The organism is Xanthomonas sp. 3307, from assembly GCF_014199735.1.
GTDB lineage: Bacteria > Pseudomonadota > Gammaproteobacteria > Xanthomonadales > Xanthomonadaceae > Xanthomonas_A > Xanthomonas_A rydalmerensis.
Window position 1 is genome coordinate 615,480 of sequence record NZ_JACHOG010000002.1, and the last position, 19,613, is coordinate 635,092.

Here is a 19,613-nt window from a genome sequence, read left to right on the forward strand (position 1 = left end):
CGCCGGTTAATGCGTGCGCTGCGCGGCATGGCCATCGGGCATCAGCACATGGGCGATGCCCATGAGCAGGTCCGGGCCACCGGCGCGCGGGCCCGCCGATCCGCCACGGCCCCCGTCTCGCTAGCGCGCCGGCGGACGCTCCACCAGGCCGGGCGCATCGGCGACGAAGCTGTCCAGCACGCCATCGGCGACCTTGACCGGGCCGCCGAAGCGGGTGGCGCCGGGGATGGAAGGGATCGCCGCGGCCTGCGCCGCAAGCTGCCCGGCCGTGGCGAAGGCCTGCGCGGCCGCCGGATCGCCAGCCGCCAGCGCCTGGTTCAATCCGTCCACGCTCAGGCGCAGCGCGCGGCCCCACAGCGCGGTCGCGTCCAGCCATGGCGCCGCCTCGGCCACGAACGCGCCGGTGGCGGCACCGGCACGGATGCGCTGTGGTGCCGCTGCCAGGTCGTCGGCCGCCTGGCCCAGCGCGGCCAGCGCCGCGGCGCGGGCGGCCGGATCGCCGTCGGCCAGTGCGTCGCGGGTGGCGTCGATCAGCGCCTTGAGTCGCGGCGCCTGCGGCTGCCAGGGCAGATGGCCGAAGGTCGGCGCCAGGTGCTGGGTGTCGAAGAAGGTCAGCAGCGCATCGGTCACCTGCGCATCGCCGCCGGCCAGGTCGCGCGCGGCCGCGCGCCAGGTGCGCGGCGCGTCGTAGCCGCGGTCGTTCCAGGCGAAAGCCAGCACCCCGGCCACCGCCGGCCGGCTAGCCACTTCCTGGTTCATCGGGTTGGCGACGATGCCGCTCAGCTCCGCCGATAACCCGGCCTGGCGGCGGTCGTACGGCGCCAGCAGCAGGCGCCCGGCGGTTTCGGCGAAGTCGTTGACCGGATAGTTGTCCCACAGCAGCGTCTTGCGCCCGAACGCCTTGGTCGCGTTCTTCGCATCGCTCACCGAGATCGACGCCGGGACCACGTCGGTGCCGGTCCACTGCACCACCACGCGCGGATCCAGCGCCTGCCGCAGCGTCGCCTTGTACGGCGACTCGGTGACGTTGTAGTACTCGGTCGGCACCATGATCAGCGCGCCGTGGCCGGCCGCGGCGATGTCCGCCTGCACCGCGTTGAGCAGCTGCGCCTGCGCGGTGGCGGCGGCCTGCTCGCTGGCGGCGCCGAACGCGGTGGCGTCGCCGGGGCAGTTCCACTTGGTGTATTCGATGTCGTCGAAGGCGATGTAGAAGCTGCGCACGCCGCGTGCGCGCAGTGCGGCGAACTTGCGTCGGATCGCCTGCAGCTCGGCCGCATCGCTGTAGCAGATCGACGGCCCCGGCGAGAGCGCATAGACGAAGTTGATGTGCTCGCGGTTAGCGACCGCGGCCAGCCGGCCCAGCGCCGCCAGCGTGGCGGCCGGGTACGGGGCGCGCCAGCGGTCGCGCGCGAACACGTCGTCCTTGGGGCTGTAGATATAGGTGTTGGCCTTGAAGCGCGCCAGGAACGCCAGGTGCGCGGCGCGCTCGGCCATGCTCCACGGTTTGCCGTAGAAGCCCTCGATCGTGCCACGCACCGGCATCGCCGGCGCGTCGGTCACCGCCACCGAGGCGACGCGCCCGTGCGCGACCAGCTGCCGCAAGGTCTGCGCCGCGTGGTACAGGCCGGCGTCGTCGCGACCGGCCAGCACGATCAGCGTGCCGCGGCCACGGGCCATGCTGCCCAGCGCATAGCCTTCCGCGCGCTCGGGCACGTCCAGGTCGATGGCGGCCAGCGCGTCACGCACCGACGCCGCGTCGACGGTGCCCAGCACCACCGACACTGCCTGCGGATCGCGCGGCAGCGCGCTGGCGCGGCGGATGTGGGAGACCCCGGCGTCGCGCAGCACCGCGCGCACCAGCGCCTCGGTGGCCGGATCGGGCGTGCCGGCCTGCACCAGCACCACCGAGGGCCCAAGCGGCAGTTCCGGCCCGAGCAGGCGCAAGGCGATCGGCGCCGGATACACCGCCGGCAGTGTCGCCGGCGCCGCCGCCACTGCGGGGGTGGCGATCGCACCGGCCAGCAGCGCAAGCGCCAGGATGGAGCAGCCAAGGCCGCAACGGCCAGCGCGGTCGGTTCGCATGCGCCCACTCCTGATTGGTCTTTCAGTGATTTTAAAATGGTATATACCACTTCCAGGAGCGTCGCCGCGCTCCCGTGGCGACATCTGAAATGCCGCTGTCCCATGCTGCAGCGACACTTGCGCGGCGCGCGCAGGATGCGACATAAACGTAGGCGCCAGCGCGCGCCGTCCAGCGCCGCCGACGCCAATCAGGCCCGCCGCATGCGCACTGCGGCCCGGCGGCGAAATCAAACATTTGTTTAAAACACCCGCAACTTCGCCGAACTGGACAGCAATGCCGGCTTCGCGCAGACTGCCGCCCTTTCCGCTGCTTTGTTCCCGATGGCGCGACTGTTGCTGCTGCACGGCCCCAACCTCAACCTGCTCGGCACCCGCGAGCCGGGCGTGTACGGCCATGCCACCCTGGCGCAGATCGATGCCGCGCTGCAGGCCCAGGCCAGCGCCGCCGGCCACCAGCTGGAGAGCCTGCAGTCCAACGCCGAGCACGTGCTGGTGGAGCGGGTGCAGGCCGCGCGCGGCGACGGCACCGCCTTCATCCTGATCAACCCGGCCGCCTTCACCCATACCTCGGTGGCGCTGCGCGACGCACTGGCGGCGGTGGCGATCCCGTTCATCGAGATCCACCTGTCCAACCCGCACAGCCGCGAGCCGTTCCGCCACCACAGCTATTTCAGCGACCACGCGGTCGGCGTGGTCTGCGGCTTCGGTGCCGACAGCTACCGCTACGCGATGGACGCGGCGCTGACCCGGCTGGGAGCGGTCGCATGAGCCGCGCCCACGCACGACCGGCACCGCACACCCCCGTCTGAGTCCCCGGGCCGCGCGCCCGGTCTTTTTCAAAGTCACCTCACGAGGCCGTTATGGATCTCCGCAAAATCAAGAAACTGATCGACCTGCTGGAAGAATCGAATCTCGCCGAGATCGAGATCAAGGAAGGCGAGGAAAGCGTGCGCCTGGCGCGCACCCCCAAGGGCATGACCGCCAGCGCGCCGCAGTACCTGGCCGCCGCCCCCGTGGCCGCGCCGGCCGCCGCCGCGCCGATGCCGATGAGCTCGCCCACCGAGGCCTCCACCGGCGGCAGCGCCAAGCCCGGCAACGCCCTGCCCGAGGGCCACGTGCTGCGCGCGCCGATGGTCGGCACCTTCTACACCTCGCCGTCGCCGGACAAGCCGGCCTTCGTCAGCGTCGGCCAGTCGGTCAAGGCCGGCGAGACCCTGGCGATCATCGAGGCGATGAAGATGTTCAACCCGATCGAAGCCGACGTCTCCGGCACCATCGTCGCGATCCTGGGCGAAAGCGGCCAGCCGGTGGAGTTCGACCAGCCGTTGTTCGTGATTGGCTGAGACGCCGGGATTGGGGAGTCGTGATTCGGGATTCGCAACAGCGGCCTCACGAGCGCCTGGACGTCTGGCGCGACGCGATGGCGCTGGTGGAAGCGACCTACCGGCTCACCCAGGATTTCCCGGATGCCGAGCGCTTCGGACTGACAGCCCAGATGCGGCGCGCCGCGATCAGCATTCCCTCCAACATCGCCGAGGGCGCCGCGCGGCGCTCCACCGCCGAGTACCTGCGCTATCTGTCGATGGCGCGGGGTTCGCTGGCCGAGTTGGATACGCAACTGCAGATCGCGACACGGCTGCAATTCTGTGCGACCGACGCGGCAACCCATGATCTCTTGAACCGCACGTTCTCCAGGCTCAACGCATTGATCCGCACGCTGGACGATTCGCGACACCTGCGCGATGCCGGCGCCCTTTACGAATCCCCAATCTCGAATCCCGAATCCCATGCTCGATAAAGTCGTCATCGCCAATCGCGGCGAAATCGCGCTGCGCATCCTGCGCGCGTGCCATACGCTCGGCATCCGCACGGTCGCGGTGCATTCCACCGTGGACCGCAACCTCAAGCACGTGGCCATGGCCGACGAGTCGGTGTGCATCGGCCCGGCGCCCTCCTCGGAGAGCTACCTCAACATCCCGGCGCTGATCGCCGCGGCCGAGGTCACCGACGCCCAGGCCATCCATCCTGGCTACGGCTTCCTGTCGGAGAACGCCGACTTCGCCGAGCGCGTGGAGCAGTCCGGCTTCATCTTCATCGGGCCCAAGGCCGACACCATTCGCCTGATGGGCGACAAGGTCGAGGCGATCCGCGCGATGAAGGCCGCCGGCGTGCCGTGCGTGCCCGGCTCGGGCGGCCCGCTGGGCGAGGACATCGTCGCCAACACCAAGATCGCCCGCGAGATCGGCTATCCGGTGATCATCAAGGCCGCCGGCGGCGGCGGCGGCCGCGGCATGCGCGTGGTGCATTCGGAGGCCGCGCTGAAGGCCGCCATCGAGACCACCAAGTCCGAGGCCAAGGCCGCTTTCAGCAACGACCAGGTGTACATGGAGAAGTTCCTGGAGAACCCGCGCCACGTGGAGATCCAGGTGCTGGCCGACGGCCAGGGCAACGCCATCCACCTGGGCGAGCGCGACTGCTCGATGCAGCGCCGCCACCAGAAGGTGGTGGAGGAAGCGCCGGCGCCGGGCATCACCGAGGAACTGCGCAACGAGATCGGCAAGGTCTGCGTGGACGCCTGCATCCGCATCGGCTACCGCGGTGCCGGCACCTTCGAGTTCCTGTTCGAGAACGGGCGCTTCTACTTCATCGAAATGAACACGCGCATCCAGGTGGAGCACCCGGTCACCGAGCGCATCACCGGCATCGACTTGGTCTGCGAGCAGTTGCGCATCGCCGCCGGGCACAAGCTCAGCATCAAGCAGAAGGACATCGTGTTGCGCGGCCATGCGATCGAGTGCCGCATCAACGCCGAGGACCCGGAAACCTTCATGCCCAACCCGGGCCTGATCACCGGCTTCCACCCGCCCGGCGGCCCCGGCGTGCGCGTGGATACGCACATCTACAGCGGCTACAAGGTGCCGCCGAACTACGACTCGATGATCGGCAAGCTGATCGTGCACGGCCCCGACCGCGAGACCGCGATCGCGCGCATGCGCGTGGCGCTGAGCGAGATGGTGGTGGACGGCATCAAGACCAACATCCCGCTGCAGCAGCGGATCATGCGCGACAAGGGCTTCCAGGCCGGCGGCCAGAACATCCACTACCTGGAAAAGCGCCTGGCCGAACGCAAGAACAAGTCGATCGCGTTGTAGGAACGGCTGGGATTCGAGATTCGAGATTCGGGATTTGGGATTCGCTAGAGCCGGCTTCGGATCGATGCCGGCAGGCGCAAAGGGCGCGGCTTCGATGGACCCATGGTCCTGCCGGGCTTCGGGTCGCAGATGCGCCCAGCCGCACCTGAAAGATCCGGATCTGGATCCGCTTTTGCGAATCCCGACCTCCCCAATCCCGAATCCCGGCTACTTCGTCTGCGTCCCCGTCACCGGCTCCACGCCCAGGCTCGAGGTCGGGCTGACGATCATCACCGTCTCGGTGGAGCCGTCCGGCCAGACGATCTGGAAGGTGCTGCCCGGGGCCAGGGTGGAGAACGGCATGCCGCTGTTGGCGCGGTAGATCGCCGCCACCTGCGCGGCGCCGGCGCGGCGCACGTCCGGCGCGGAGTGTGCCGTGGTCAGTTCGACCTTGGACAGGCCGCGGTAGCGCTGTTCGGCGGTGTCGATCAGCAGCAGGCCCGCCGCCGCCGCCGAATAGGCGACGAAGGCCAGGACCCAGAACCAGAATTTGGCGCCATGCAGCCATCGCCGGTAATTCATGAGCCTGCTCCCGTGGTGTCCACCAGTCGGTTGACCATGTCGTTCATCGTGTCCGTGCCTTGCCGCGGAACCGCGGCGTCATAAACAAAACTGCTGAAATCCTGGCTGGGGTCGCGCGAGCAGATCCCGCCGTTGGCGCAATAGCGGGTCATCAGTTCGCTGTCCGGGCCGCAATCCAATCCCAGCCTGCAGGCGGCCAACTGCCAGGCCAATTCGGAAAACTGGGTGCCGGCCACGCCGCCGTCCATGCCGTCGTCGCCGCTGGCGGCCAGGCCCATCGCCGGCGCCAGTGCCACGTAGGCATCGGGATCGCCGGAGGCGCGCACCCGCGCGACCAGATCGCGCTTGTACTCGGCGCCGGCATGCAACGGCTGGCCCAGCGCCAGCAGCGCCGCTTCGGCGGCCAGGTTGCCGCCGCGCGCGGCCTGCACCCGCTGGGCGACGATGGCCTGGCGGGTCAGGCCGTCGCCGGGCAAGAACCCGGCGCAACGGCGGCCGACGCGGGCACGCGCCTGCACCATCTGCGCCGAGGTCGGCAGGCGGGCGTCGGCGATCGCGCGGGTATCGGCCCCGTAGCCGACCGGGTCCATCGCGTAACCGGCGCAGTAGTCGTAGATGCGGCTGAGCCGCCAGGACGCCTCTGGATCGCCGTGCGCGGCGGCGATCGACAGCTGCTGCGCGGCGCGGTAGAGATCGGCGCCGCGTTCGCTCTCGGTATCTCCACGCAGGCGCGTCGGCGCCGAGGGCGGCACGGGCGCGGTGGCAGGCGCGGCGGGCGCAGGGGCGGCAGCGGACGCCACCGCAGTCGACGGCGCGGCCACCACTGGTGCAGCCGGCAGCGACAGCGCGCGATAGGCGACCACGCCCAGCAACAGCGCGGCGGGCGCCAGCAACAGCCAGGTTGGACGGGACACGACGGGCATGCGCGAGAGAGCCGGACAACGGGCAGAAGCGCAGCCGGACCCCCTGTCGCCCGGTGCTGCGAGCCGGCAGTCTACCCCAGGCCGCGGCCAGGGCATGCGCCAAATGGCGCCGCAGCACGGACGCGCGGACCGGCGGCACGGACGGACGGCACGACGCGCCAGCACAGGCCGCATCCAGCGCGAGGTCCGCCGCCCGTCTAAGATGCGCCCTTCCCCCCATTGCCCACCGACCGATGCCGTTCCTCGAACTGACCCTGCGCTGCACCGACGCCACCCAGCCCCGCTACGAGACTGCGCTGGAGGATGTCGGCGCGCTGGCGGTGACCCTGCTCGATGCCGACGCCGACACCAGCAACGAACGCGCGATCCTGGAGCCGGGCGTGGGCGAGACACCGCTGTGGGGCACGCTGGTGCTCACCGCGTTGTTCCCCGAGGAACAGGACGCGCTGGTGCTGCTGGCCGCGCTGGAGGCGTTCGACCCCGGGCTGGACTGGACCCAGGCCACGTTCCGCAAGGTCGACGACCAGGATTGGGAGCGGGCCTGGCTGGACCAGTTCCAGCCGATGCGCTTCGGCACGCGCACCTTCATCGTGCCGTGGAACCATGACCTGCCCGAGGACGCCCGCGGCGCTGACGCCGCAGTGGTGCGCCTGGACCCGGGCCTGGCGTTCGGCTCCGGCACCCACCCGACCACCGCGCTGTGCCTGCGCTGGCTGGACGCGCTGGCCACCGACGGCGTCCTGGCGCAGGCGCGCGTGCTCGATTTCGGCTGCGGTTCGGGGATCCTGGCACTGGCCGCACTGAAGCTGGGCGCCGCCGCCGCGGTGGGCGTGGACAACGACCCGCAGGCGCTGCTGGCCAGCCACGACAACGCCGAGCGTAACGCCGTGGGCGAGCGCCTGGCGGTGTACCTGCCCGCCGACGAACCGGCGGCCACCTATCCGGTGGTGGTGGCCAACATCCTCGCCTCGGCGCTGGACGCACTGGCGCCGACCCTGGCCGCGCGCGTGGCCCCGGGCGGGCGCATCGCCCTGTCCGGCATCCTGCACGGCCAGGAACAGGAGCTGCTGCAGCGCTACGCGCCGTGGTTCACCCAGCTGCGCACCGAGCAGGACGGCGACTGGATGCGCATCGACGGCGTGCGCCGCGGCTGATTCGCCACACCCGATCCGACGCGCCACCGCGCCCGGCGCCGACCGGCCCGCGGCAGGGCAGCGGGTAGGCACATGGACAGGACCTGCACGCCCTGCAAATTAGTTCTTGATTAATTATCGTAAAAAGATAATTATCGCCGCGTAGCGCACCGACGCGGAGGCAGCATCATGCGGCATCAGGGGAAAGAGGACGGCGGGGCAACACCCGCGGCAGGCGATGCGCTTGCTCGCCGGGGAAGGCTGTTCTTCGCCATCGCGTGTGCCGTGATGGCGCTGATGGCGGCAACCGCCGCACTTCAGGTGCTCTTGCTGCTTTTCCGTGTCGGGGACCACGCCGGCATGCTGCACGGCGGGTTCGCCTTCATCCTGACGCAGGCGCATGATGGCGCGATGCCGGCCGGTTTCGTGGCGATCTCACGCTATGCAGGTTGGCAGTCCGCCTTGGCGGCTGCGCTGCTGACGTTGCGTCTGATTCCGGGTCTAGTGATCCTGTCCGGGCTGATCGGTCTGTTCCGTCTTTATGCCCGACACCTGATTTTCACCGCCGCCAATGAAGCGCTGGTGCGTCGGATCGCATGGGCGCTCATCGCCTATGCCGTCGTCCCGCTCATGACCCATGCCGCGCTCTATGCCGCCGACATGAGCCCGGTCGCCATCAAGCTGGAACTCCGCCAGCTCGACGCGGCGGTCCTTGGCATCCTGCTGTTCGCGTTCGTGAACGTCGTCGCCGTCGGTGCAGAGATCGAACGCGACCGTGCCGGGTTCTTTTGATGCCGATCGTCATCCGGCTCGACGTCATGCTTGCGAAGCGGAAGATGCGGTCGAAAGATCTGGCGCGTGCGATCGGCGCGACCGAGGCCAACCTGTCGCTGTTCAAATCGGGGAAGGTCAAAGGACTGCGTTTCGAGACACTGGAAGCGATATGTCGGGAGCTGGACTGCCAGCCCGGCGACCTTCTCGAATACGACCCGGACACGCCGTCGCCCCCCTGATCAGCCGCGCTCAGCGCGCCCTCGCCCCCTCAATGATGGAGAAGCCCATGCGTCCGATGTCGGCGCTCGTCGCCTCGTGCCTGTTGCTCAGCCCCCATGCCGAATCCTCCGTGCCGCTGACCCCGGCGGGGAACGGCCATTTGGTCGTGCCTGCCTTCGTCAACGGCAAGGGGACCGTGCCCTTCATCCTCGACACCGGGGCTGACGGAACACATGTCTATCAGTGGTTCGCCAAGCAGCAGGCGTTGGAACCGGGCCTGCCCATCAGCGTGGAGGGCATGACCGGAGCGGCGATGATGCCGACCTATCGACTCGACAGCCTCACGGTCGATGGCCGCACGATGCGCAACGTCGAGGCCACCGGCTTGCCGGATCGCAAGGACGCCGAGGTCGCGGCGGGGGTGACGGGCAACGACCTGATGGACGGTGCGATCGCAATCTTCGACTTCCCGTGCCGCGAAGTCTCGCTGCGCCCCAAACCCGTCTCGATGCGCCGCATCCTCACCAAGGATGCAGTGATGCTCCAGGGCGGGACCGTCGTCGACGGAACGCAACTGACGCTGCCTGTCACCGTCAACGGCGTGGCGGGAATCGCCGTGCTCGACACGGGTTCGCGCGGGACGCAGATCAATCCGGCGTTCGCACGTGCCGCGCATCTCGATGTGGATGGCCCGTCTTTCCGGCGCGGGGAGACGCTCTACGGCGCGGCATCGGAGGCAAGGGAAACGCGCGAAGGCGAGGTCGACGCGGTGGCATTCGCAGGTCGCCGCGTGGACCGTCTCACCGTTCGCGTGGCCGATCTGCCAGTGTTCAAAAGCTTCGGGTTTGGCCAGGAGCCGGCGATGATCCTGGGCATCAACGCGATGATGGGGCAGCGCCTGGTCTACGACCACCAGGCAAAGCGGTTCTGGTTCGATCGCTCGCGCTGCGAGGCACCTGAATAAGCCAGCACCACCCCGCGGCGCATGGTCGACGCTTTGCGCGATTGGGCGCGTGGAACGGGAAAACGGGAAAGCGTCGGGGGCCGCAGAGGGCGGGCTCGCGACGAAGATAGTATCGCTAACATTCGACCAATAGGCAGCGCTACGAACCAACCGCAACGACCGGCACGGCTATATCTCGCCTCCCTTGCGGAGGTGCGTGTGAACAGCAAGCTGTACCAACGGGTGCGCGAAGCGCGCAAGCTGACCGGCCTCACCCAGGAGGCCCTGGCGCTGGACCTGGGCGTGACCCGCAGCGCCGTGGCGCAGTGGGAAATGGCCGAAGGCACAGCGCCGGCGGTGGAGCACCTGATCGCGCTGGCCCGCCGCAGCGGGCTGAGCTTCGAGTACCTGGCCACCGGCCGCGGCGAGCGGGTGTTCGGCGAACCGATCGCCGCGGACGCCGCCGCCATCGGCGAACTACCCAACCAATACCAGTTCACCGACCAGCAGTTGCGCCTGCTGGAGCGCTTCGAAAGCCTGAGCCCGCGGCAGCGCGCCGGCTTGCTCGACCTGCTCGACACCCGCAAGTCGCGCTGAGCAGGCCGCGGGACCCTCGCGCCGTGACGCGTCTAGCGCTGACGAAGGCCACGATCCAGCGGTAGCGCGCTGCAGATCCAGCCGGCGCGTGCTTGAATACCGGTCTCGCCGTCGTTGCCCGCGCGCATGCCCGATCGCACTCCGCCCCGTCCCAGCCTCGCCACCTTGCTGCGTCAGCCCGATCCGTCCGCCACGCAGGACGAGGCACCGGTCGCGCCGGCAGCGGGCGACGATGCACCGGCACCGGCGGCGGCGCTGACCGACACGGCAGCGCCGCCCGTAGCGCCAAGCGTCTCGCTAGCGTCTGCGAACGCGAAGCCGAGCGAGACCGAGGACGACGCCGACACCAACGCGCACCACGCCGCGCGTGACACGGACATGGGGGCGCTGCCGTCAGCGCCCGCATCGGCGACGGACCCCGCACCAACACTGGCACCGGCTACGACCGCGGCCATCGGTACCGCCCCCATCGCGCCTGCGTCCGCCGCCACTGCCGCCCCGAGCTTCCTGCATGGCCCACGCGCGCGGCGCCCGGTGCTGCACGCCGCGCCGTGGCAGTGGATCGCGCTGGCGGGGCTGGGCCTGCTGCTGGCGCTGCAAATCCTTATCGCCGATCGCCAGCGTCTGGGCGCCGACCCGCGCTGGCGGCCGTGGGTGGTCGGGGTGTGCCAGGTCCTGCGCTGCAGCGTGCCGGCCTGGCGTGAGCCGGCGGCTTTCACCATGCTCAGCCGCGAAGTGCGGCCGTTGCCCGGCCATGCCGGCACCCTGCAGGTGCAGACGACCTTCCGCAACGACGCACGCTGGGCGCAGGCCTGGCCGCTGCTGCAACTGTCGCTGGCCGACACCGACGGCCGCACCATCGGCAGCCGTGTGCTGCGCCCGCAGGAGTACCTGGGCCGCGCACGCCCGGACAGCGCCACGTTGGCGCCGGGACAGAGCGCACAGATCGCGTTCCAGGTGCGCGAACCGGCCGCCGAGACTGCGGCATTCAGTTTCGACTTCCACTGAGAACGCTGCGTTCGGGCACTGCGCCATGGCAGCGGCGCAGGCCACGCGCTAGACTCGTCCCCCCGCGCCGGCCCTCCTGCCGTCCGGCGCCGCTGTCATCCGGGGATCCGTCGAACTTGAACGCCGCCACCACTCGTCCTGACTCCAGTCGCGGCGCGCCGAAGCCGCCGCTGCGCGAACACGTGGCGCAATCGGTCCGCCGCTACCTGCGCGACCTCGATGGCTGCGACGCCGACGACGTGTACGAGATCGTGCTGCGCGAGATGGAGATCCCGTTGTTCGTGGAAGTGCTCAACCATTGCGAAGGCAACCAGAGCCGCGCCGCGGCGATGCTGGGCATCCATCGCGCCACGCTGCGCAAGAAGCTCAAGGAATACGGGCTGGCTTGAGGGCCGGGATTCGGGATTGGGGATTCGGGATGACCAGCCTGCGGCTGGTGAAAGCCGGGATTCGTGATTCGGGATGGCAGCACGCTGTCCTGCAGGACTTGAGTGGCAAGCGATCCGACACAGCACGCGACGCTGGTTGTAAGCGCTGCGCATCATCCTTGTAAGAGCGGCTTCAGCCGCGACGCCTGAAACCTGCATCGCCTCGCGAGGCGATGTCGAGCGAAGTGTTGCCGCGAAGAAACAGCGAGCGCCGAAGGCCGCACATTGCCATGTGGGAGGGGCTCAGCCCCGACGCGACACTGGCTGCAGCGCCAGGGCTGCAGCCCTGCTGCAACGAATGCCACGCCACACCCTGGCTGCAAAACGCGATCGCATCACCCAACCTCCATCGCCGACAGACAAACGGCGATGGGAATCCGAAAGAAATTCCTGCCCGCTTGCTGCGCGATCGGCCCCGACGCGCTATCGGGAAGGCACCGCGGCTGAAGCCGCTCCTACGCACGCACAGCGCGCGACACTCCAGCGAATCCCAAATCCCGACATCCCCAATCCCCGCCCCTCACACCCATCCATAACGGATCAGGTGGAAGAACACCGGCGCCGCAAAACACACCGAGTCCAATCGGTCGAGCACGCCGCCATGGCCTTCGATCATGTGGCCCCAGTCCTTGATGCCGCGATCGCGCTTGATCGCCGACATCACCAGGCCGCCGAAGAAGCCCATCAGGTTGGCGACCAGCGCCAGCGCGAACGCCTGCAGCGGCGAGAACGGGGTGATCCACCACAGCGCTGCGCCCAGCAGGCTGGCCGAGAGGATGCCGCCGACGAAGCCTTCCACGGTCTTGGACGGCGACAGCCTGGGCGCGATCAGATGCTTGCCGATCAGCTTGCCCCACACGTACTGCAGCACGTCCGAGGACTGCACCACGATCACCAGGAACGCGAACAGCAGCAGGTTGCGGCCTTCGTAGCCGGGAATCTTGAGGTTCAGCAGCGCCGGCACGTGCGAGATGCAGAACACGCAGATCATCAGCCCCCACTGCACTTTCGCGGTGCGCTCCAGGTAGCGCGTGGTGTCGCCGCCGATGGTGGACAGGATCGGCAGCACCAGGAACGCATAGACCGGGATCAGCAACGTGTACAGGCCGTACCAGTCGCTCCACACCAGCCAGTACTGCCATGGCAGCACCACATAGAACGCGGCCAGTAAGGCGTAGTAGTCGCCGCGCCGGGTCGGGGTGAGGGTGATGAACTCGCGCAGCGCGAACAGCGACACCAGCGCGAACAGCACGATCACGCCCAGGCGGCCGAAGGCGAACGCCAGCGCCACCACCGCGGCCATCACCCACCAGGCGCGGATCCGCGCCACCAGGTTGTCCAGCACCGCGCTGGGCCGTCCGCGCGCGCGCCAGCGCAGGGTCTCGGCGATCAGCGTGGCCACGATCAGCACCGTGGCGATGCCCAGGAACAACCACACCGTCTGTTGCCGCAGCGAGGATTGCTGCAGGTGTTCGCTCAGCGCGATCGGATTCATCGGGCCGCCTCCGCCTGCTCCGGCGCCAAGGCCAGCAGGGCCGCACGCGCGCGATCGAGGAAGGCCTGCTTGTCCTCGCCGGCGCCCAGCCGCAGCGGTTCGCCGAAGGTGGTGGTGCACAGCAGCGGCAGCGGCAGCCACATGCCCTTGGGCATCACCCGCTTGAGGTTGTCGATCCACACCGGCACGAACTCCAGTTCCGGCCGCTGCCGCGCCAGGTGATAGAGACCGCTCTTGAACGGCAGCAGGCCATCCTCGGTGTTGCGCGTGCCTTCCGGGAACAGGATCAGCGAGCCGCCGGCGTCGACCGCCTCGCACAGGCAGGCGATCGGATCGCGCTGGCGCTGCTGCGGATCGCGCTCGATCAGCACGCCGTTGAACACGGCATGGATCAGGTAGCGACGCAACGCGTCGCGCTGCCAGTAGTCGGCCGCCGCCACTGGCCGCACCTCGCGCCGCAGCGGTGCCGGCAACGACGACCAGATCAGCACGAAATCGCCGTGGCTGGCGTGGTTGCCGTAGTACACGCGGCGCTCGCTGGACGGCATGCAGCCGCGCCACAGCGCACGTGCGCCGGTGAGCAGACGGATCGCGGCGCTGCAGCCGCGGGCGATCAGGCGGGCGATCATGTCCACTCCAGTTCGCGCACGATGGCGCGCACGCGCATCACGATGGTCAGGGCGGCGGCGGCGATCAGCAGCGCCAGCGCCACGGCCAGGATCATGTGGGCCAGCGTGGCGTGCTGCAGCAGCAGCGCCGCGGCCGCCGCCAACGCGGCCAGCGACAGCCAATGCATGCGCTGCACGCGCGCCATCGGCCCCTGCAGCGGTTCGCGCACCGCGCAGGCCAGGCCGAGCATGCGCACATAGGCGGTGCCCACGCACAGCAAGGCGGCGGCCCAGCCCAGTTCCGCGCCGATGCCCAACACCGGCTGCAGGCCATAGCCCACGCCCAGGCACACCGCCACATCCGACAGCCGGTCCGGCGCCTCGTTGTACACCGCACCGGCACGGCCGATCAGTTGCGCCTGATGCGCCAGCAGCCCGTCCAGGCGGTTGCACAGCAGCCGCGCCTGCAGCGCCAGCGCCGCCAGCACCAGCAGCGCGGCGGCATTGAGCGGCGGCTCGCGCCAGGCCAGGGCGAACATCAGCGCGGCCAGCACTGCGCACGCCAGCCCGGTCCACGACACGCCGTTGGGCGTGGCCCCGCGCGCGCGCAACGCCAGCGCCAGGCGCGCACGCCACTGCGCACGCCGCACCTGCCAGGTCGAACCGGCCATCAGTCGCCGCCTCCACAACCGCCGCAGCCACCGCCGCCGCAACTGCTGCCGCAACTGCCGCCGCCGTCGCTGCTGCCACCGCCGCCACCGCAATTATTGGTCGACGCGTTACCACCGCCACCGTTGGACAGCGGCGAACGCAAGGCGTGGTAGTCGGCCCAGGGCGTGGTCATCAGGACGCTGGTGCCGGCCAGGGCCAGCGGCAGCGCCAGGTGCGAACCGGGCGCCAGCGAGGGAGCGGCGACGCCGTCGCGCCAGGCCGCATCGCGATCGGCCAGTAGCGCGTCGCCGGCGACGCTGCGCCGCGGCGGCGTGAGCAGGAAGCCGAGCGCAACGACCGTGACCACCACCATCGCCGCCACCAGGAAGCCGATCGGGCGCTGCAGCTGGAGGCCGATGCGCAGCTTCAGCAAACCCACGGTCCACAGCGCCAGCAACGGTGCGGCGCCGAACAGGCGCGCACACAGCGCCTGCGCATGGCCCAGCCACAGCCCCTTGGCGACCAGGGCCCGGCGCAGCGGTGCGGCGTCGCGCCGCAAGGCGGCCAGCGCCTGCTGCAGCTGCGGTTGCGCGCGCACGATCGCCAGCGCGCGCTGCAGCGCCGGCGGTGCGGCGACCCGGGTGTGTTCCAGCCGCGCGTGGCGGCGCAGGCGCTGGTCGGCTTGCAGGCGCACCGCGCCGGCCGCCAGCAGCAGGGCCAGTTGCTGATCGGCGACGCGCTCGCTGCCGCCGGCCAGATACGCCAGCTCGGCCGGATCCAGCGGCGCCTCGGTGTCGCCGCCGCGCAGTCCGCGCACGGCCAGGCGCAGCCGCGCGCCCAGGCTCCAGGCCAGGCCGATGCCGGCCAGGAACAGCAGCAGGAACGGCGGCCCGGGCCAGTGCAGCGGCGAGTGCGGGCCGTTGCCCTGCCAGAGCACCGCGAACAGCAGCGCCACGCCCAGCATCCAGCCCCACAGGGCGACGCCGCCGCGCGCGGGGACGACGCGGCGCGTGCCGGCCTGGCGCGGTGCCGGCGCGGTCGGCGCGCCGGCCGGGGCCGGCCAGCACGCCAACGGCGGCTCGCCGAAGTGATGCCAGTAGTGCCCCAGCGTGGCCTTGTACTGCGCCTGGAAGCGCTCGGCGTCGGCCGGGTCGCCGCGCCCGGGGTGATGATGCAGGGTGATCCGCAGCACCTGCGGACAGAACCGTTGCCAGTACTCGCGGGTGTCGGTGAGGTGGGTATGCCAGACCTGGTCGACCAGGGCGCTGGGCGTCACCTCCTCGCCGGCCACGCAGGCCAGGAAGCAGAAGCGCCGGTACTCCTCGACCGCCCGCGCGGCCAGCGCCTGCGACACGTTGGCTTCCTTGGCGACGCGGCGCACGAACGCCGGCAGCGCCGCTTCGCCGTCGCCGAAACGGTAAACCTGCAGGCGCTGCCACAGCGCGTGCCGGGCCGCATCCACCTCGGAGCGCAAGGTCGTTGCGGGTTCGTCGGTCATGGCGTCTGCCTCCTCATGCAAACTGCCCCGTGCACAGCGCCAGTACCAGTGCCAGCAGCTGCACCGCGAGGGCGATCAACTGCCGCCGCAGCAGGCGGCGCATGCCCTGCCAGCGCGCCAGCCAGTCGCGCGGCGGCGGCAGCGCGCGCAGCAGGCCCAACCTGTGCAGGACCGCGTCCAGATCGGCACCGGCGCGCGCTGGATCCGCTTCGGTCAGCACTGCCTCCAGCAGATCCGCATCCAGCCCGACCCGCGCCGCCCAGTAGCGCTGCAGCAGGCCGGCCAGCGCAGAGCATCCGCACAGCGCCGCGGTGAGCACGGCGCCGGTGCCGGCATACCAGGCGACCAGCAGCAGGGCCGTTGCCAACACCACCTGCGACAGCCGGTCCAGCGGCGCGCCCTGGCGCAGCACGGCCGCCATCGTGCGCAGTTCCAGCGACGCGCTCATGCCGGCAGCTCCTGCGCCTGCAGCGACGCCGGCGGCGCAGTGCAGGCGGCGGCGATGGCGGCACGCTGGGCCGGCCCCAGCACGATGCGTGGCGCGCGCGCCTGCAGCAGCGCCAGCGCGTCGTCCACGCTGACAGCGCGGCCGCTACGCAGCAGCCAGGTGGCAACCGCGGCCGCGCTGCGCGAATAGCCCAGCGCGCAGCAGGCCAGCACCGGGCCGTGCACGCGCGCCGCTTCGATCGCGTCGGCGGCCGCACGCAGGGCCGCGGCCGGCGGCGCCACCAGGTCCAGCATCGGCACCACGCGGTCGTGCGCCTGCGCCGGATGCAACGACAGTTCCGCGCTGACGTCGACCACCGCGGCGAAGCGCGTGCGCTCGCCGCGGCCGGGCATGCGCCCGAGCCAGACGCCGTCGGCGATCGCGCGTGGCGCCGGATCGCGCCAGGTCCAGGCGCGCGAGTTCAGCCACGCGGCAACCAGGTACGGCGCGTACAACCAGCGCGCGGCCAGGCTCAGGCGGCCGTCGGTGCGCTTCTGCAAACCGAGCGGACCGAGCAGCGCGTAGCTGAGCGCGACCAGCAGCAGCGACAGCCCCGGCCACAGCAGCCACCAGCCGGCGCCACCGAGCGCGCGTGCGGCGGCCACGCAGGCCACGCTGCCGAGCAGGTACAGCGCGGCCAGGCGCCAGCGCCGCGGATCGCGCGCGAGTGCCGCCGCGGGCAACGGCGCGGCGATGCGCTCCGGCCATAGCCACACGCACAGCCAGCCGGCGGCCAGGCCGGTAGGCACATCCAGGAAGTGATGCTGGTAGGTGGTCAGCACCGACAGCCCGATCAGCGCGAACCAGCCGTGCAGGGCCAGCCGCGGCAGCCCGTGCAGGTGCTGCGCGTAGCGCACCCACAGCACCACCAGCAGCACGATGTGCAGCGACGGCGCCTGGTTGAACGGCTTGTCGAAGCCCAACAGCACCGCGAACAGCCAGCCGAACACGCCCTCGGTGGTTGGCCGCTCGAAACCGAAGCGCAGCGGCCACAGCAGGAAGCAACCCACCGCCAGCAACTGCGCGGTGAGCAGGCGCCGCGCATGCGTGTCCAGTTCGGCACGCGTGCGGCACACGAAGAACGAGGCCACGTAGAACAGGTCGATCGACCAGTACGGCACGATGGTCCACGGCCAGAACGGGATCTGGGTTTCCCAGGCGAATGGCAGCGACGGCACGTCGACGCGACGCGCGGCCAGCGTGTTGGCCAAGCCGTAGCTGAGGAAGAAGAACGGCCCCAGCAGCGCCAGCCAGACCAGCGCACGCCGCCACGGCCGCGCGGCGGCAACGCTCATGGCGCGATCCGCTGCGCCAGCGACACAGTGAAGATGCCCCAGTCGTCGATGCGCTGCTCCAGCTTGCGGAAGCCGGCCGCGCACACCAGCTCGTCCATCTCCTGCTGGGTACGCCGGCGCATCACCCAGGCCGCACCGCCGCGGTGGCTGGTCAACGCGCGGGCGATGAATTCCAGCTGCGGGTGCCAGGGTTGACCGGTGTAGGCCAGGTAACCGCCCGGCTCCACCGCCGCGGCCACGCCCTGCAGCGAGCGCAGCACCTGGTCGTTGTCCGGGAACAGCTCGTACAGGCCCGACACCACCGCCAGCGTCGGCCGCGGCTGCAGCGCCGCCAGCGCGTCGCGGTCGAAGGCATCGCCCTGCTCGAAGCGGGCGATGTCGGTGGCGCCGAGCGCGGCGATCAGCGCGCGGCCCTGCGCCACGTTCAAGGGACTGAAATCGCGCAGCAGGATCGCGTCGGCGCGCTGGCTGCCACCGGCCAGCGCTTCCAGTACGTAGCGGCCATGGCCGGCGGCGATGTCCAGCGCGCGCACCGGCAGGCCGGCCGCGCGCAGGCGCTGCATTGCCAGGCCCAGCAGTTCGTGCAGGTGCTGGCGACGCACGCGGATGCCGCGCCAGCCGATCGCATCCAGGTAGTTGCGGTCGATCATCCGCCCCAGCGGGCCGCGCCCGGCGGCCTGATCGCGGTAGATGTAGTCCAGCGTGCTGCCGGAATCGAAGCCGGTCTGCAGGCCCAGCGCGATGCCCTCGGACAGCCGCCCGCCCAGGCGCAGGCCGGCGCGCACGCCGCGCCAGCGCAGGTCCTGCAGGCTGTAGCGCTCCGGCGGCCAGGCCAGGCGCTCGGCTTCCTCGAAAGTCGGGCCATGCCGGTGCGCCTGCAGCAGGCTGGGCAGCGCCGGCGCGGCGGCGAAGCGCTCGCGCACGAAGCGGCGGAGTTGCGCCAGCGCCGGTGCGCGGTCGCGCTCGCCCAGGGTGTCGTGGAAGAAACCGGGCAGCAGGTGGCGCTCCTTCACCGGCGAGGACAAGCGCTCGTAGAAGCGATCCTGCGGCCCGCGATGCACCACGAAATCGCTGCCCGACACCAGCAGTTGCACCGGCACGGTGATCGCCTGCGCGTCGCCGACCACGCGGTCGGCCGCCGCATACAGACCCAGCAGCACCCGCACCGAGATCGGCCGGGTGATCAACGGATCGCTGCGGTAGCTCTCGACCCGCGCCGGGTCGTGGGTCAGCCACTGCGGCTTGACGTAGCTGTTGACGAAGAAGTTGCCGCGCAACTTCTGCATCAGGGCCAGCCCGGGCCGTGCGAACGGCACGTACAGCTTGACCTTGAACGCCGGCGAGGCCAGCACCAGCGCGCGCAGCGGCGGCGCGTAGTCGTGCACCCAGGTGCTGGCGACCACCGCGCCCACGCTTTGCGCCACCACCACGATGTCCTGCACGGCGATGCCGTGGACCTGCCCGATGTGCGCGACGAAGCGGTCCAGGTCACGCACCAGTGCCGGGAAACCGGGCGCGTCGCCGCGCGCGCCGGGCGAGCGGCCGTTGCCGCGCGCATCCCAGGCGAACACCGCGCAGTCGTCCAGGCCCAATTCCTCGGCCAGGTGCATGACCCGCCCGGAATGCTCGTGGCCGCGATGCAGCAGCACGATCGCCCGCGGCGGCGCCACCGGCGCGGTGGCCGGCCAGTGCCGGTAAAACAGCCGTGTGCCGTCGAAACTGGCGAATTCGCTTTCGTTGACCTGCCGCATCCGTTGCC

General features: G+C 70.5%; 21 protein-coding genes. 11 read left to right on the forward strand and 10 right to left on the reverse strand.

Annotation, left to right across the window (positions count from 1 at the left end; all coding sequences use genetic code 11):
* Positions 1–120: 120 nt before the first annotated feature.
* Entirely contained in the window at positions 121–2,082 is a 1,962-nt protein-coding gene (locus tag GGR64_RS07545; protein ID WP_184644921.1) for a beta-N-acetylglucosaminidase domain-containing protein, read from the reverse strand.
* A 321-nt stretch (positions 2,083–2,403) separates the two neighbouring features.
* Here GGR64_RS07545 and aroQ point away from each other — a divergent pair, with 321 nt between their 5' ends.
* The 4 genes from aroQ (at position 2,404) to accC (ending at position 5,234) form a co-directional block, all read left to right on the forward strand.
* A complete protein-coding gene (gene aroQ, locus GGR64_RS07550) occupies positions 2,404–2,850 on the forward strand; it encodes a type II 3-dehydroquinate dehydratase (RefSeq protein WP_184644923.1) in 447 nt (148 codons plus the stop codon).
* Between the two features lie 92 nt (positions 2,851–2,942).
* Complete coding sequence (gene accB / locus GGR64_RS07555; RefSeq protein WP_160966509.1) at positions 2,943–3,425, forward strand: acetyl-CoA carboxylase biotin carboxyl carrier protein; 483 nt, start codon at positions 2,943–2,945, stop codon at positions 3,423–3,425.
* 20 nt (positions 3,426–3,445) lie between these two features.
* Positions 3,446–3,880 carry a four helix bundle protein gene (locus GGR64_RS07560; RefSeq protein WP_160966507.1) on the forward strand — a complete coding sequence of 145 codons (435 nt, stop codon included), beginning with the start codon at positions 3,446–3,448 and terminating at the stop codon, positions 3,878–3,880.
* Positions 3,870–5,234, forward strand: a complete 1,365-nt coding sequence (gene accC / locus GGR64_RS07565) for an acetyl-CoA carboxylase biotin carboxylase subunit (RefSeq protein ID WP_048489337.1) — start codon at positions 3,870–3,872, stop codon at positions 5,232–5,234. Before GGR64_RS07560 ends, accC begins: the two co-directional genes overlap by 11 nt.
* 207 nt (positions 5,235–5,441) lie before the next feature.
* On the opposite strand, the gene GGR64_RS07570 is transcribed toward accC, so the two are convergent.
* Complete coding sequence (locus tag GGR64_RS07570; RefSeq protein ID WP_184449579.1) at positions 5,442–5,795, reverse strand: hypothetical protein; 354 nt, start codon at positions 5,793–5,795, stop codon at positions 5,442–5,444.
* Positions 5,792–6,718 carry a hypothetical protein gene (locus GGR64_RS07575; protein WP_184644925.1) on the reverse strand — a complete coding sequence of 309 codons (927 nt, stop codon included), beginning with the start codon at positions 6,716–6,718 and terminating at the stop codon, positions 5,792–5,794. The genes GGR64_RS07570 and GGR64_RS07575 overlap by 4 nt, the downstream gene beginning before the upstream one ends.
* A gap of 233 nt (positions 6,719–6,951) precedes the next feature.
* Here GGR64_RS07575 and prmA point away from each other — a divergent pair, with 233 nt between their 5' ends.
* The 7 genes from prmA to fis all read left to right on the forward strand — a co-directional run bounded on the left by prmA (position 6,952) and on the right by fis (position 11,781).
* Positions 6,952–7,872 carry a 50S ribosomal protein L11 methyltransferase gene (gene prmA, locus GGR64_RS07580; RefSeq protein WP_184644927.1) on the forward strand — a complete coding sequence of 307 codons (921 nt, stop codon included), beginning with the start codon at positions 6,952–6,954 and terminating at the stop codon, positions 7,870–7,872.
* 168 nt (positions 7,873–8,040) lie between these two features.
* Positions 8,041–8,643: a hypothetical protein gene (locus GGR64_RS07585; protein WP_184644928.1), complete on the forward strand. Its 603-nt coding sequence runs from the start codon at positions 8,041–8,043 to the stop codon at positions 8,641–8,643.
* Positions 8,643–8,864 carry a helix-turn-helix transcriptional regulator gene (locus tag GGR64_RS07590; protein WP_160966497.1) on the forward strand — a complete coding sequence of 74 codons (222 nt, stop codon included), beginning with the start codon at positions 8,643–8,645 and terminating at the stop codon, positions 8,862–8,864. The genes GGR64_RS07585 and GGR64_RS07590 overlap by 1 nt, the downstream gene beginning before the upstream one ends.
* Before the next feature lie 47 nt (positions 8,865–8,911).
* Positions 8,912–9,808: a retroviral-like aspartic protease family protein gene (locus GGR64_RS07595; protein ID WP_160966495.1), complete on the forward strand. Its 897-nt coding sequence runs from the start codon at positions 8,912–8,914 to the stop codon at positions 9,806–9,808.
* Positions 9,809–10,006: 198 nt separating this feature from the next.
* Positions 10,007–10,384 carry a helix-turn-helix domain-containing protein gene (locus GGR64_RS07600; protein ID WP_160966493.1) on the forward strand — a complete coding sequence of 126 codons (378 nt, stop codon included), beginning with the start codon at positions 10,007–10,009 and terminating at the stop codon, positions 10,382–10,384.
* A gap of 126 nt (positions 10,385–10,510) precedes the next feature.
* On the forward strand, positions 10,511–11,392 hold the full coding sequence (locus GGR64_RS20695) for a DUF3426 domain-containing protein (RefSeq protein ID WP_221236101.1): 882 nt from the start codon (positions 10,511–10,513) through the stop codon (positions 11,390–11,392).
* 116 nt (positions 11,393–11,508) lie between these two features.
* Entirely contained in the window at positions 11,509–11,781 is a 273-nt protein-coding gene (gene fis, locus GGR64_RS07610; RefSeq protein ID WP_003471008.1) for a DNA-binding transcriptional regulator Fis, read from the forward strand.
* 559 nt (positions 11,782–12,340) lie between these two features.
* Here fis and GGR64_RS07615 read toward each other — a convergent pair.
* The 7 genes from GGR64_RS07615 to GGR64_RS07645 are packed head-to-tail and all read right to left on the reverse strand — an operon-like array spanning position 12,341 to position 19,605.
* The gene (locus GGR64_RS07615; protein WP_184644930.1) at positions 12,341–13,315 is read right to left on the reverse strand and encodes a phosphatidate cytidylyltransferase; all 975 of its coding nucleotides are present in this window, start codon (positions 13,313–13,315) and stop codon (positions 12,341–12,343) included.
* Positions 13,312–13,944, reverse strand: a complete 633-nt coding sequence (locus tag GGR64_RS07620) for a lysophospholipid acyltransferase family protein (protein ID WP_160966489.1) — start codon at positions 13,942–13,944, stop codon at positions 13,312–13,314. Before GGR64_RS07620 ends, GGR64_RS07615 begins: the two co-directional genes overlap by 4 nt.
* Positions 13,941–14,594: a CDP-alcohol phosphatidyltransferase family protein gene (locus tag GGR64_RS07625; protein WP_160966487.1), complete on the reverse strand. Its 654-nt coding sequence runs from the start codon at positions 14,592–14,594 to the stop codon at positions 13,941–13,943. Before GGR64_RS07625 ends, GGR64_RS07620 begins: the two co-directional genes overlap by 4 nt.
* Positions 14,594–16,072: a TIGR04222 domain-containing membrane protein gene (locus GGR64_RS07630; RefSeq protein WP_184644938.1), complete on the reverse strand. Its 1,479-nt coding sequence runs from the start codon at positions 16,070–16,072 to the stop codon at positions 14,594–14,596. Before GGR64_RS07630 ends, GGR64_RS07625 begins: the two co-directional genes overlap by 1 nt.
* A 13-nt stretch (positions 16,073–16,085) precedes the next feature.
* Complete coding sequence (locus tag GGR64_RS07635; RefSeq protein ID WP_184644940.1) at positions 16,086–16,520, reverse strand: hypothetical protein; 435 nt, start codon at positions 16,518–16,520, stop codon at positions 16,086–16,088.
* Positions 16,517–17,854, reverse strand: a complete 1,338-nt coding sequence (locus GGR64_RS07640; protein WP_184644942.1) for a phosphatase PAP2/dual specificity phosphatase family protein — start codon at positions 17,852–17,854, stop codon at positions 16,517–16,519. The genes GGR64_RS07635 and GGR64_RS07640 overlap by 4 nt, the downstream gene beginning before the upstream one ends.
* Positions 17,851–19,605, reverse strand: a complete 1,755-nt coding sequence (locus GGR64_RS07645) for a bifunctional alpha/beta hydrolase/class I SAM-dependent methyltransferase (RefSeq protein WP_184644944.1) — start codon at positions 19,603–19,605, stop codon at positions 17,851–17,853. Before GGR64_RS07645 ends, GGR64_RS07640 begins: the two co-directional genes overlap by 4 nt.
* Positions 19,606–19,613: the final 8 nt, after the last annotated feature.